This window comes from Nitrobacter sp. CN101, from assembly GCF_055390255.1.
Map to the genome: position 1 here is coordinate 1,546,895 of NZ_AP038833.1, position 14,374 is coordinate 1,561,268.

Annotated in this window: 9 protein-coding genes; 5 read left to right on the forward strand and 4 right to left on the reverse strand. The window is 57.5% G+C overall.

Translation table 11 applies throughout. The features are described 5' to 3' along the window. Positions 1-19: 19 nt before the first annotated feature. Together ACZ5IL_RS07600 and ACZ5IL_RS07605 are read right to left on the reverse strand one after the other, a co-directional pair. Positions 20-1,384, reverse strand: a complete 1,365-nt coding sequence (locus ACZ5IL_RS07600) for a hypothetical protein (protein WP_464596112.1) — start codon at positions 1,382-1,384, stop codon at positions 20-22. Positions 1,385-1,404: 20 nt separating this feature from the next. Then, positions 1,405-2,220 (reverse strand): class I SAM-dependent methyltransferase, encoded by an 816-nt coding sequence (locus ACZ5IL_RS07605; RefSeq protein ID WP_464596113.1) that lies wholly within the window; start codon positions 2,218-2,220, stop codon positions 1,405-1,407. A 455-nt stretch (positions 2,221-2,675) separates the two neighbouring features. On the opposite strand from ACZ5IL_RS07605, the gene ACZ5IL_RS07610 reads away from it, so the two are divergent. Together ACZ5IL_RS07610 and ACZ5IL_RS07615 are read left to right on the forward strand one after the other, a co-directional pair. Further along, positions 2,676-4,148, forward strand: a complete 1,473-nt coding sequence (locus ACZ5IL_RS07610) for a heparinase II/III family protein (protein ID WP_464596114.1) — start codon at positions 2,676-2,678, stop codon at positions 4,146-4,148. Between the two features lie 67 nt (positions 4,149-4,215). Continuing rightward, positions 4,216-5,379 carry a glycosyltransferase family 4 protein gene (locus tag ACZ5IL_RS07615; protein WP_464596115.1) on the forward strand — a complete coding sequence of 388 codons (1,164 nt, stop codon included), beginning with the start codon at positions 4,216-4,218 and terminating at the stop codon, positions 5,377-5,379. 323 nt (positions 5,380-5,702) lie between these two features. Here ACZ5IL_RS07615 and ACZ5IL_RS07620 read toward each other — a convergent pair whose 3' ends face one another. Together ACZ5IL_RS07620 and ACZ5IL_RS07625 are read right to left on the reverse strand one after the other, a co-directional pair. Continuing rightward, entirely contained in the window at positions 5,703-6,713 is a 1,011-nt protein-coding gene (locus tag ACZ5IL_RS07620) for a glycosyltransferase family 2 protein (protein WP_464596116.1), read from the reverse strand. Positions 6,714-6,858: 145 nt separating this feature from the next. After that, positions 6,859-8,556, reverse strand: coding sequence for a glycosyltransferase family protein (locus tag ACZ5IL_RS07625; RefSeq protein WP_464596117.1), 1,698 nt, complete (start codon positions 8,554-8,556; stop codon positions 6,859-6,861). Between the two features lie 1,264 nt (positions 8,557-9,820). Here ACZ5IL_RS07625 and wecB point away from each other — a divergent pair. The 3 genes from wecB to ACZ5IL_RS07640 are packed head-to-tail and all read left to right on the forward strand — an operon-like array spanning position 9,821 to position 14,327. Further along, on the forward strand, positions 9,821-10,942 hold the full coding sequence (wecB, locus tag ACZ5IL_RS07630) for a non-hydrolyzing UDP-N-acetylglucosamine 2-epimerase (protein ID WP_464596118.1): 1,122 nt from the start codon (positions 9,821-9,823) through the stop codon (positions 10,940-10,942). Further along, positions 10,939-12,204, forward strand: coding sequence for a UDP-N-acetyl-D-mannosamine dehydrogenase (wecC, locus tag ACZ5IL_RS07635; RefSeq protein WP_464596119.1), 1,266 nt, complete (start codon positions 10,939-10,941; stop codon positions 12,202-12,204). The genes wecB and wecC overlap by 4 nt, the downstream gene beginning before the upstream one ends. Further along, a complete protein-coding gene (locus ACZ5IL_RS07640; RefSeq protein WP_464596120.1) occupies positions 12,201-14,327 on the forward strand; it encodes a bi-domain-containing oxidoreductase in 2,127 nt (708 codons plus the stop codon). The genes wecC and ACZ5IL_RS07640 overlap by 4 nt, the downstream gene beginning before the upstream one ends. Positions 14,328-14,374: the final 47 nt, after the last annotated feature.

The following is a 14,374-nucleotide window of genomic DNA, read 5'->3' on the forward strand; positions in this document are numbered from 1 at the left end:
AACTATGCAGCGCCTGGGTTTAGAGCCTGCTTTCCTTCATACGTTGGCTAATCGGGCGTGATTTTTGGAAGGAAAGTTTGATCGCTGCATAAGCTGCGATCAAAACGCCCCACCATACGATGCCATGGTCATAAATGATGGGTCCTTCGAAGGGGAGTTGTGAAAAGAAGTAGCCCGTCATTCCTCCCATGACTGTGACAGTCGCGGCTACGTTGTTTGCTAAAGCGGGAACCGATATAAACAACCCAAGAATGATCGATGCGAGAATCAATTCGATCAAAGCGCCGCTCCAGCCCTCCAACGCATATCCGTAGACATGAACAGGCTGGGGCGATGTACCTCTGCTTGCAATCTCTTTGCCGAAGCGAGCGTCGCCGAACATCTTATTATAGATGAGGTTTGAGGGTTGACACGGATTGCTTTTTCTTTCGATGCGATCCACCAGCGTTCCGCATATTTGGCCCTCTTTAGTGAATGTCTCGAAGTAGTAGGGGTAAGGCTGCGCCATGCGGTTCACCAAAGTAAACCCAAGGAGAGTAGTGTTTAAGAGAGCTGTTGATGTTGCCGCTCCGAGGAATTTGAACGGCAAGTCTATTTTCATGCCGGTTCGTGCGGGTGAGGGTTCCGGTGGAGGAGGTGGAATGATCCTCAGCAATGCTGTCGTTATCAGAGCATAGGTCGCGAATGTGGCAAGCGATACAATCGTAGCCCCAATGTAAGGGTGCTTTGGTGCGAACGCGAAAGTCGAGAGTGCCAATGCTGCGTAGTAGACCAGCAGTGGCCATTTCATATTGAGCAAAATAAGCAGGCACGTCATAAGCAAAAAATTGGCGATTGCTGCGACGATCCAGAATATTTCCCGGCCGCGGATTGCTCTTACAAAGGTGTAACAGGCGAGAAATATCAGCATCGACTTAAGAGCCATTTGTGGCCAATAGCCGAGCCGCTCCAGCAACTCGAAGCGGGACCTTACCGCGTCAAACACATCGGCTCCGTGTTGCAGCAGCGCCAATGCGTCTACTCGCCAAAACGAATAGATTACGTAGCTGTAGAGCGCTGTCGTAATCACGATGAAATCCAGTCGCGTAAAATCTCTGAATAACGTGACGGTTTGACTGATGGGCTTGCGGACCACGTGTCGAGTCGAAAGTGCCATCAGCGGGGCGACAATAAAGGGCAGGAGTAACAATACGAGGTAACCGAAGCTCCCCGCAGTTTCGAAATCCGAGAGCGTGAAGTCGCGGATTGCGGTGCGGCCAATGACCTCTCCGCCTGGAATCAAATAGATCAGATTGCCGAGCAGCGTCAGACAAAAATAAGCGCTCAGAAAGGCAATGAGCGCCAGATTGTTACGAACGTAATCTCGAAGACGAGTCGCGGTCATGCGGGTTCCGAGCTCTGGGTCTATGAACGAATTGCGCGAACGATCAAATACCAGCCGGCATATTGTCCCAACGTGTTGTAGACGAATTGCGGAACCGCTTTGTAAACAATGCCAAATTTTGAACTTGCGGGGAAATCATCGGGCGTACATTTTCGGCAAACAATTGACTTGATGGAAAAGTGTTCGGATGAGAGGATAGCGGCAATCTCCTTTCTCGAATAGACATTCACGATCGGCTCCGCATCAGCATCGGTTGCCTCGATCCCTGATCTTCGCTGGGCTAATGTTTGTTTCAAAAAGCCGCCTGTCAGAAAATGAATCAATACGACACCCATGTAGAAAACTGACATCCTATTGTAGATAAGAATCATCAACTCCCCGCCGGGTCGCAGGACGCGGTGCACTTCCTGGAATGCTTTCTGAATATCCGGGACGTGATGTAGAACTCCATTTGAGTAAACGACGTCGAAAGTTTTGTCGTCAAAAGGTAAGTTTTCGGCATCTCCGTGCTGCACGTCCGGGGAAAATCCGAACGGCGCGAGATGCTGTTTCGTTCTTACGACGTTCTCAGGCGTAATATCGATGCCGGAATAGACGGCGCCAGCCTGCAAAAACTTCAGTGCGTCGTAACCCGGGCCGAAACCGATCTCGAGCACCCGCCGCTTCCGAGTCTCGTGGAAGGGGATAACGTCCCCAAGCCAAGGTTGCTCGATTGTGTCTCGAAAAGTGCGGGCCTTCTCGAAGAACGCAACAGTTCCCGGAATCTCTTCCCTTGCCGAAGTCCAACCGGTAGGAGACGCGCCCCAGGTCTTCCGGGCTTCGAGTTTGCCGTCCATCTCCGTTTCTCTCCACGTTGCGCGCCAGTTTTCCAGTGTCTTGCGCAAACTAGCCTGCATTGAATGTATCAGTAGTTCGAACTTATGGGCGCATGTATGGCCAATCGCGTCCAACTGGATCGCTCGACCTTGCGAAGGGACCGGACGTAAGCTACGACCACCGTTGGTGGCCGGGGTTCCTATTGCTGGACGTTGGCTTCATGTACCGGGTTACTGCGGACAGCACAAATCACAGACTTCGAAGCGGTGACCGGAAGTGAGATGAAGTGCTGACCTTGCAAAATAGCTTAGGGAGCCCGGGCCGGTTCCTGCGCACGATCAAGCATCTGCGCGCAGGCCAAATTGCCAACCGTTTCACTCGTCGCTTTGCACGGCTTCCTGCGTTAGATGGGCCGCCTCCTGGTTTGCGCCCAGCGATGTCCGTCTGGCGCAACTGCCCCGGACGCCCGTCCAGTATGTTGGCGCCCAACCGGTTCCGGTTTGTCGGGCAGGATGCAGAACTGCTCACCCCAGCAGACTGGAATCACGCAGACCGCGCCAAGCTTTGGCTTTACAATTTGCACTACTTCGACGATTTGCGCGCTGTTGGTGCGGACAGCCGCACGCCCTGGCATCGCGATTTGATCATGCGTTGGCAGGCCGACAATCCGGCTTTGACCGGCAACGGTTGGGAACCCTATCCGCTGTCGCTGCGGATGGTGAACTGGGTCGCCTGGATTCTTGCTGGCCACGAGCCAACCCAGGAAGTGGTGGACAGTCTGGCGGTGCAGGCGCGCGCGCTGCGCGCCACGCTGGAGTTTCATTTGCTGGGCAATCATCTGCTGGCCAACGCCAAGGCGCTGATCTTCGCCGGGTGCTTTTTCGCCGGTGCGGAGGCCAACGGGTGGCTGCGGACAGGGCTGGACCTGCTGGATGCCGAACTACGAGAACAAATCCTCGCGGACGGCGGGCATTTCGAACTCAGCCCGATGTACCACGCCGTCATCCTCGAAGACGTGCTGGATTTGATCCAACTCGGCCTGATCTTTCCGGCTGAACTCGACGCAACACAGCCGACCTGGCGCGACACGGCGGCGCGCATGCTGGCATGGCTGTCAACGATGACTCATCCGGATGGCGAGGTGGCCTTCTTCAATGATGCCGCGTCCGGAATCGCGCGAACTTGCGCCGATCTCGCGGGATATGCAGCCGGATTGGGCGTTTCGGCGGAGGAGGACGCAGGGCCGTTACGGCCGCTGACCGCCAGCGGTTACGTCCGTCTGCAGTCGGGGCCATTTTGCGCCCTCTTCGATACCGCCGAAATCGGACCATCTTACTTGCCCGGTCATGGCCATGCCGATGTTCTGTCTTTCGAGGTCTCGTTGGATGGACGCCGTCTTGTGACCAACGGCGGCACCTCGACTTACGCTCCGGGACAACTTCGCGATGCCGAACGTGCAACGGCGTCACATGCCACGGTCGAAATCGACGGCCACAGTTCATCAGAAGTCTGGGCGAGTTTTCGCGTAGGACGTCGCGCCCATCCTCATGGTGTTGCTTGCGGCGTGAACGATGGGAGCATATGGGCCGAGGCCAGTCATGACGGATATCGGTGGTTGCCGGGACGGCCGATGCATCAGCGTCGTGTGGATATGTCGGCCACTGCGCTCAGGATCACTGATCGCGTGACGGGCGCGGGTTCTCATACGGTGATTGGCCGCTTTCCGTTGCATCCGATGTTGATTTCCGTTTCAGCGGAACAGAACGGCTGGCGCCTTGAGCTGACCGGCGGGCGCGTGGTAAGGGCCACCGTCTCCGGCGCAGGGCAGCACTTCGTCGCTGACGGATACTATGCGCCTGCATTTGGCCATCGTGTTGCAAGACCCGTGCTGACGTGGCGGCACGAAGGGACACTGCCGTTGAATATCGAAATGCGATTTGAGCTCTGACTTGCGGATCCTTCTGCTCACAGACAACTATCCGCCCGAATCCAGCCCGCCCGCCTTGCGTTGCAGTATGCACGCGAAGCGTTGGATAGAGCGCGGCTGCCATGTCAATGTCGTCACCAGTTTTCCGAATTTTCCGGACGGCAAGGTTTTCGGCGGCTATCGGCAATCCCTCTTCAAGCGGGAGACGCTTGATACTGTCGATGTGTTGCGCGTGCCGACGCTGATTTTTGCCAACAGCGGCACGATCCTGCGGATCGTGGATTTTCTTAGCTTCATGATCACAGGCAGCATCGCCTCGTTGTTCGTAGGACGGCCCGACGTGGTTGTGGCGACCTCGCCGCAATTCTTCACGGCCGTCGCCGGATGGTTTGTCAGCCGGATTTACCGGCGGCCATTCGTCTTCGAGATTCGCGACTTATGGCCCGACTCGATTGTCGCGGTCGGTGCAATGAAGGAGGGGCGAATCATCCGGATGGTCCGTCGCGTCGAACAGTTTCTGTATCGCAAGGCGGATCTGATCATCACCGTGACGTCATCGTTTCGTGATATCCTGATTGACCGGGGCATCGACGGCGGGAAAGTCGTCGTCGTGACCAACGGGATCGATACCCGGCAGTTGACGCCGGGGTCGGCATCGGCGGCGCTGCGGCATCGGTTGGAACTTGAGGGCAAGTTCGTGGTCTCTTACATCGGGACTGTCGGCATGGCCCACGGACTCCAAATGATCCTGGATGCCGCGCATGACATCCGCGATCGCCTGCCGGAAGTGCAGTTCGTCATTGTTGGGTCTGGCGCGGAGCTTCAAGAATTGCGCGATCAGGCCAGCCGGCGAAACCTGACCAACGTCACTTTTGTCGGGCGCGTTGCCCATGCCGACGTTATCGAGCATTGGCGCCTGAGCGACGTCACCCTGGTTTTGCTCAAGAACACGCCGCTGTTTCGCACCGTCATCCCCTCCAAGATTTTCGAGGCGATGGCGACCGGAACTCCAATCGTCACCAACGTTCACGGTGAGCTGCAAAACATTCTGGAGCCACTGGGCGCCGCGGAAATCATTCCGCCGGACAATCTGGCGGCCTTGGTCGGGGCGATCGGGCGCCTGGTGGCAAATCCCGATCGACGCCGGCAGCTATCCGCCGCCGCTGTCGCGGGGTCCAAGCGGTTTGATCGCGTGGCCCTTGCTGACGAGGTATTGAATTCCTTGAAGGCTCTGGCGAGCCAGGAAGTGTAGCTGAGATAATCAGCTTGTTTCAACACGCGGCTCGCTATCGCGGCATCTCTTGCGAGAAACAGTAGCAGGTTATGTCAACTACACGCTTAAAGAACCACAAGATTCTCGCATCGATGGATGAAGCTGGTGGCTCATGTCAATGAGTGTTTGAATTCCACCGCGGAGATCACGCACCGCGAGCCGCCGATGCCCCAGAGGCAGGGCAATTTTGGCGTCGACGTGGAACCCTTCGCCGTCTGGACCACAATGGGCGAGCGCGCGCGTCATCGCCTCGAGGTCGGAACGGTCGCCCTGCCGACGAAGCCTGCCATCCCGCACATGGCTCATTCTTCCGCCATGTTGATCGTTTCACGCACGCTGTATGATCGGTGCCCGCGCGATTCGAAATAGGTGCGCACCAGCATTTCGGCGAGCAACCCCATCAATATGCTCAGCACGCCGACCAGAAAGGTCATGGCGGTCAGGATCGGCAGCGGCGTCTGTATCATGGACACGTCGTCGAAGATTTTCAGCCAGATCATCCACAACACGACAGATCCGGAGAACACCAGCGACAGCAGCCCGAACCCGCCGAATACGTAGATCGGTTTGACGAAATGACGGTCGAGGAATTTCACGACAATCAGGTCCAGTATGACCTTCGCAACCCGTTCGAGACCGTATTTGGAACGGCCGAACTTGCGGGCGTGGTGGCGCACCGGCAGTTCGCACACGCGTGCGCCCATCCATGATGCGTAGATGGGAATGAATCGGTGCATCTCGCCATAAAGGCGAACATCCTTGACGACCTCATGACGGTACGCCTTCAACGTGCAACCGTAATCGTGCAGGCGCACGCCGGAGATTCTGGAGATGATTCGATTGGCCACCCGGCTAATGAGATTGCGTCTGATAGCGGCGTCCTGACGATCCTTTCGCCAGCCGGAGACGACGTCGAACCCTTCTTCCATCTTTTCCAGCAAAGCCGGAATGTCGCGCGGGTCGTTCTGCAAATCAGCATCGATGGAAATGATCACCTCGCCTTCGGCGTGGTCAATGCCGGCCATCATCGCCGCGGTCTGACCGTAGTTCCGGCGGAAGCTGACGATCTTCAATTCCGGTCGCACAGCGGCTTCCTTGCGCAGCGCCTCCATGGAACCATCCTTGCTGCCGTCGTTGACGCAGATGACCTCAAATCGCTTGCCGATGGCTTCCAGAATGCCGAACAAATCCCTGCAAAGAATGATGATACTTTCTTCTTCGTTGAAGATCGGGATGATGATCGACAGGAAGGGGCGGCTGGCTGTTTTGTCCAACTCCGCCGGTTTGCGGTAAATATCCATTGCCTGCACCATTCGCTACCATCCGCAACATCGAAAAAATAAATCATGCTCAACGGCGGGCACCGCCCAGTCAGAAACGTAATATACATTCCCAAGGCTTCACTAACCCGCGCATGTGCAGCATTGAAGAATGATCTGGATTGGCCCGAATAGTGCCCTATTCCTGCCGACACGCACCCACAGGCACCGTTTCTTGATTGAAAAGCAAGAGCAGCGGCGCGATCGGCACGCGCGGGCAGGCGAGCTTCCATTCGAGCCTCTTGATAAGAGCGCTCATCTCGCCATCTCCGGGCCCGGCGGTGATCACAAGCTGACTGCCTGATTCAGCCCCAGTTGCAATTTCGCCATTCTGGATGCTGCCCGGCGCGCCCCGCAGGTCCTGGTAGGTCAGCCATCGGCGGCTGTCTCCCGACAGGACTCCGATGGCGAGCGCGCCGCTATCCAGTCTCACGCCATATTTGATGAGGGCAACCGCGCCTTGATTGCCGCCGACCTGCGTTATCAGTAGATAGGTGCCGCTTCTGGCGTTGGCGCGGAGCATAAGGCCCGAAGAGGTCCTGAAGGTTTCGACTTCGGCGATGGCTTTGCCGAATGTTGTGTCGTCAAGATGATGCGCCCACGGCAGCGCTTCGAACGCAGTCCGGTCAGACCGCTGCGAAATGGCATTGAGAGTCACCCATGGCCTCAAACTCGAGAATTCGAACAGAAAGCAAATCGTCAGCGCCGCCATGCCAATAATGCCCAATGCTGACCTGAACGACACCCCGTTGAACGACTTGGATGTCTTCAGGAAGTAGGACGGCAGATTCGCGGCAGCTGCCATAAAGACTGGAAACGCCAGCACATAGGTCAAGCCAGCATATCTGACATAGCGGCGCTCCACATAGAGGATGCCGAGGCTGCAAAGCGCATATCCAACCGGCAGGACAACGAGCATCGCATCCGACCACCGGCGCTTCCAGACAAGCCAGAAGAGTGCGGCAGGGGTGATGCACATCAAGCCTAGATAAAGATATTGAATCAGACCGTGGCTTTGCGCCGAAGGCCACGCGATCATATCTGTGCCAGTCAAGATCAACCTGAATCGGAAGATGATTGTCTCGAACACATGCATGGGATGCGCGAGCCAGGCCGATATATATTCCCTTTTCCAGAATTCTTCCGATTGCATGGAATCGAAAGAAATGCCCTTCGATGCGAGCATGTGGGCCGCGTGCGAGTCGTTGACAAAATATCCGAAATCGTTGGGTATTTGGCCCAACCCTGACCATGCCGCATACCATTTCGCAGGTGGCGTCAGCATGAAATGCCCATGCACCGCATAGTTCCGCGTGGACCACGCCAGCAGCAGCGCTGCGAATGCCGTGATAACCAAGACTGTTGACAACAAGCGCCGGCGCGGAGGAGCCACCAGCAAGGCCCATGCCGCCAGTGGGATGACAAGCAAGACCATTTCCGAACGAAAGTATGGCAGGACAGCCGCAAAAGCCCCCAATGCCACCCAATGCAGTGATTTTTCCGGACGCTCGCGAATTGCTGCCATTGTCGCCAGAAGCGAGATGACGAGCGCCGGGAGGAGCGACTCCGCAAGCAGATATGTCGAGCCCGCCGCCCACCACGGAGCGATGGCGTAGATACCGCACGAAACAAGCGCAAACGACGCGGACTGCGCGATACGACGAGCTACGTAAAACAGCGGAGCGACAGCAAATGAATCCACCGCGGCTTGAATAATCCTGACATGATTCAGGTCATCGATTCTGATGGACTTGAGAAAGGCCAGAAATGCAGGATAACCGGGAAGATAGAAATATAGCTGAGGCTCATATCCGCCGGAGAGAATTCGATCTCTCATAGCAAGGTATTTTTCCGTTATACCTCCAAAGTAATTGTCTCCAGCCCAAGCGAGCGGATCGGGAGACAGCCCGCCTCTGTACGCCAAAAACGACAAACGCAGCGCGAGTGCAGCCAGGAATATCGATATCAAGGCGATTGAAGTGCAGTTGTTTCCAAGAAATTCTAACAATCCGCTTGGTACGAAAGATGATCTTTTAGTATTTTCCGCTTTAGTGCGATTCATCTTGCCATTTCTCAATAATCTGAGAGTTGCTGCAATTGTCGAAAAGAGGTTAGGATGATCGGTGCCAGAAGTAACGCATGCCGTGATGACCTGACGGATATTTTAGACCAGCGTGAAAAGACTACTGTATCGCTGCGCTCCGATCCAGAACTGCAGTTTCGGCGCCCAAGTTTGCGGTGCCGGAGGCGGCAGCTTTTAATGAGTAGGGTGGGATCGTGTTGAAGTGTTTGCGCCATTGCTCGATGACGACAGTGGCTTCTTTCGGGCTTTAGAAGATTTCACCGTTCAGGCTTTCGTCGCGCAGTTTGCCGTTGAAAGGATTCGCTGTAGCCACTCTCCCATGGGCTGCCAGGCGCACGTAGAGCGTCCTTGCGCCTCTCGCGGCGTCAGATCCGCTGGACACGATCACGGCCAACTTGCCTGCATCGGCAAGCAGCGATGTGATCCGATGATATTGTCCGTACTGGGATGCGAGAGAGATAATCCTCGTCAACGCGTCTTTGTCAGATCGCACGATGGTGGCGTATAGCCGCGTCCCGGCGTGCTGGCCGACGATCCGGCAGGTCTGGCGTCCCGAAAGACCATACTTCTCCCGAATGCCGTCTACCGCTTGCTGACACCGCTCAGGTCAGTCGGTCGACATATAGAGTTAAGCCATCGATGTCTGCGGATGGTCAAATTGACGGTATATCAATACCAAGAATAACGGCTCCGGACGCGGACAAGTGCGTCATTATCCCAGCCAGAACTTTGGGGCTGTCGACTTGAAGCCGCCGTTTGGCGGCGTCGCTCAATCGCCTCCGACGCTGGAAACGTCCATCCTGGGGCATTTGTATGCAGGTCAGTGACGCATAGTCCTTATCCTGCCGGTTAAAATGTCTATCAAGTGACGGTCATTTAGCGGGTTTAGCCTAGCATGCGATTGAATATCCGGACGGCAATGGGTACACAACGCTGCGCCGGGCCAACAGAAATTCTCGCCCGGAATTACTCTTTTCGTGCCAGTAGCCACGTCCTTGTGAGGAACACCACGCGTTCTATGAAGAAAGTCATCGCGATATTCGGAACGCGGCCTGAAGCCATCAAGATGGCGCCGGTTGTCACCGAACTGCGAAAGAGCAGTGCTGTGAATCTGCGCGTGTGCGTGACTGCTCAGCACCGCGGCATTCTTGATCAGGTATTGGCGCTGTTTGCGATCTCGCCGGATCACGATCTTGATCTGATGCTACCTAACCAGACGCTTGACCAGTTGACGGCGCGACTGCTGACCGGAGTCGGGCAGGTGCTCGATCAGGAGAAGCCGGATTTGGTCCTAGTGCACGGCGACACGTCGACCACGCTCGCAAGCTCACTTGCTGCGTTCTATCGGAAGCTGCCGGTCGGTCACGTCGAAGCCGGCCTGCGCTCGGGTTCGCTGCTTGCGCCGTGGCCCGAGGAGATGAATCGCCGCGTGGCGACTTTGGCGACACGCTTTCATTTTACGCCAACCGAGCGGTCACGCCAGAATCTGCTGGCCGAAGGTGTGAACGCGTCGGACATTCACTTGACCGGGAATACCGTCATCGATGCATTGATCGAGACGGTCGCGCGCCTCAAGGCTGCGCCGGAAATCCGCGCGGGTTTCGAGCGCCAATTCAGCTATCTCGATTCCGGCCTGCCGCTTGTTCTCGTAACGGGCCATCGGCGCGAGAACTTTGGCTTCGGTTTCGAAAACATATGTCGCGCAATGCTGGATATTGTCACGCTAAACGATGTTCAACTCGTGTACCCGGTGCATCCCAATCCCAATGTCCGCGGTCCGGTCGAGCGCATGCTTGGGACACACCCCAGGATCCATTTGATCGATCCGCTCGATTACGAGCCGTTTGTCTTCCTAATGGAGCGATCGTATATCATCATCACCGATTCCGGCGGCGTGCAGGAAGAAGCGCCGTCGCTGGGCAAACCTGTCCTTGTCATGCGTGACGCAACCGAGCGGCCTGAAGCCGTCGATGCCGGTACCGTCATTCTGGTCGGCACATCCCAGCAGCGTATTGTCGATGAAGCCAATCGGTTGCTGCGCGACGCGGCGCACTATGACCGTATGGCGCGCGCAATGAATCCTTACGGAGATGGTCAGGCCGCGAAGCGGATTCGCGCAGTAATCGAGGAGCAAGCGTGAGCGAGAGCAGGCTGACAACAATTTGCGTGGTGGGACTTGGCTATATCGGATTGCCGACCGCCGTGGTGCTGGCTTCGAGAGGAACGTCGGTCCTGGGCGTCGACGTCAACAAGGATGTCGTGACCAAAATCAATCGCGGCGAGATTCACATTGTTGAGCCGGATCTCGATGCGGTGACTGCGCGCGTCGTGCAGAACGGCTTTTTGCGTGCGGCACCCGCGCCCGAGGCTGCGGACGCATTCGTCATCGCGGTTCCGACGCCCTTTCACGATAACAAGGCTGACCTTGCGTACGTTCATGCGGCGGCGGCTTCGGTGGCGCCGGTTCTCAAATCGGGCGACCTGGTAGTGCTGGAATCGACGTCGCCGCCCGGAACGACCGAGAGCATGGTGGCCCAACTGGCCGCCTTGCGGCCCGATCTGCGCTTTCCCAGGCATGGTGAGGACGGTTGCGACGTCCACGTGGCTTATTGCCCGGAGCGGGTTCTGCCGGGACGCGTTCTGGTCGAACTGGTGGAGAACGATCGCATCATTGGCGGCATCACGCCGGCATGTTCGGCGCGTGCGGAACAGCTTTATCAGATCTTCTGCACAGGCAGCCTGCTCAGGACCGGCGTGCGCACTGCGGAGATGTGCAAGCTCACCGAGAATTCGTTTCGCGACGTCGGGATCGCCTTTGCCAACGAACTGTCTATTATCTGCGAAAAGCTCGACATCAATGTCTGGGAAGTGATCCGACTCGCAAACCACCATCCGCGGGTCAATATCCTGCAGCCGGGGCCGGGAGTCGGCGGACACTGCATCGCCGTCGATCCATGGTTCATCATCCAGGCGGCGCCGAAGGAATCCCTGCTGATCCGCACCGCGCGCGAAGTCAATGACGGCAAGCCGCATTACGTGCTCGAAAAGATCAAGACCGCCGTCGCCGGGGTGCGTTCGGCGGGCGCCGCGCCTAAAGTTGCGCTGCTGGGCCTGGCGTTCAAGCCCGATGTCGACGACTTTCGCGAGAGCCCGTCGCTGCGGATTGCCGAGGTCGTTGCCAGCTGGACCAACTGCGACGTTCTGATCTCCGAGCCGCATGCGGACGAATTGCCGGGAGCACTCGCGGGCCAGAAGCATGTTCGCCTGATTGAGAACGTGCGCGATGCCATTCAGCAAGCTCACATTGTTGTCATGCTCGTCAACCATCGTATCTACAAGGAAATTACCGAAACGGACCTGAATAACAAGGCCGTTATCGATACCCGCGGAGTTTGGTCGTGAAGCAACTTCTGGTCCGGTCCGGCAAGGTTTTTTTGAAGGAAGTGCCGGCGCCGGTCGTCGGCCCGAAGAACCTGCTGGTTCAGGTCGACCGCTCTTGCGTCAGCGTTGGAACCGAGATGGCCGGCATCAAGATGTCCGGCCTGCCGCTCTATCGTCGCGCATTGAAGCAACCGCATCACGTAAAGCGCGTGGTTCAGTTGATGCGCGATCAGGGCATCGCGCGGATCTACAAGCAGGTCAAAGGCAAACTCGATGCCGGGCTCCCGACCGGCTATTCGGCGGCGGGCACGGTGGTTGCTGTCGGAACCGAGGTCGAGGGCTTTGCGGTCGGCGATCGTGTGGCGTGCGCCGGTGCTGGCGTTGCTAATCATGCCGAACTGATTGACGTTCCCGTCAACCTCAGTGTTCCGGTTCCGCAGACGCTGTCGTTCGATCTCGCCGCCACTGTGACGCTCGGCGCCATTGCGATGCAAGGGGTGCGGCGCGCGCAGCCGACGCTTGGCGAGACTGTTGTTGTTGTCGGCCTCGGCATCCTCGGGCAGATCACGACTCAGCTGTTGAGCGCCAACGGATGCCGGGTGATCGGCACCGACGTCGATCCACGCCGGATCGCTGTTGCCATCGAAAATGGGCTCGACGTCGGCATCAATCCGAAAGACGGCAATCTGGTCGAGCGCGTGATCAAGCTCACCGACGGCGCCGGAGCCGACGCTGTGATCATCACGGCTGCCTCCGCGTCCAGCGATATCCTCGCCGAGTCGTTCCAGGCTTGCCGCAAGAAGGCGCGCGTCGTCATCGTTGGTGACGTCGGCCTGAACATGGCGCGTTCGGATATCTATACCAAGGAGCTCGATGTCCTGATCTCATGCTCGTATGGTCCCGGACGTTACGATGCGGTCTACGAGGAGGAGGGTGCCGACTATCCGCTGCCTTATGTTCGCTGGACCGAAAATCGCAACATGCAGGAGTACCTGCGGCTACTGGCCAGCCGGCGGGTGCGTCTCGATAATATGCTGCAGGAAGCGTTCCCGATCAATCAGGCAGAAGAAGCCTATGGGCGCTTGTCCGGCGAGGGCGAGAAGCCGCTCCTGGTGCTCCTGAAGTATCCGTCACGGGAGGGTGCTGCGGATCGTGTGCTGCATGTCGGCACGGCCGCTCCGGTCGACGGCCGCGTCAAGCTGGCCTTGGTCGGTGCAGGCGGGTTTGCGCAAGGGATGCATCTTCCCAACCTCGACAAGCTGAAGGACAGGTTCGATCTTCGCACCGTCGTCAGCCGCACCGGATTGTCTGCGCGCAGCGCCGCCGAACGTTTCGGCGTTGCAAAGGCCGCCACCGACTACCAGACGGTGCTCGACGATCCGCAGATCGATCTGGTGCTGATTGCCACACGCCATGACCTGCACGCGGAGATGACGCTGGCAGCGCTGAAGGCCGGCAAGCACGTTTTTGTCGAGAAGCCTTTGGCAATGGCCGAAGAAGGGCTCGACGCTATCGAAGCGTTCTACGCGGCCAATCCGAATGGCCCGTTGCTAATGACGGGCTTCAACCGTCGCTTCTCTCCGGCCATCGTCGCCGCGCAAGCGGCGATGAAGGATCGCGCCTCGCCGATCATCGTGAACTATCGGATGAATGCCGGTTACATTCCGTCAGACCATTGGGTGCACGGAGTGCATGGTGGTGGCCGCAATATCGGTGAAGCCTGCCACATCTACGATCTGTTCAGTGCGCTGACCGGCAGCCGGCCAGTCGATGTGCATGCCTGCACGATCGCGCCGGCCTCCGATCACTGGCGTCGCGACGACAACTTTGTCGCGACCGTTCGCTATGCCGACGGTTCCGTTTGCACGCTGACCTATACTTCGATGGGCGCCAAAAGCTTCCCCAAGGAGCGGGCCGATATTTTTGTCGACGGCAAGGTGCTGGTGCTTGATGATTACAAGCTGCTCAGCGTGACCGGCGGCAAGGGTGGCTGGAAGGGGCTAACGATGGAGAAGGGGCAGCTCGAAGAACTCAAGGCGCTCGCCGAGGCGTTCCAGAACGGCGGACAGTGGCCGATCTCGTTGGCGGATCAGATCTCGGCGACGCGTGTTAGTTACGCGGTTCAGAGTCAGTTGTCGGAGTAACGGCCGGCGTACGACGACCAGCATGATGATGCCGGTCGACGATCCGC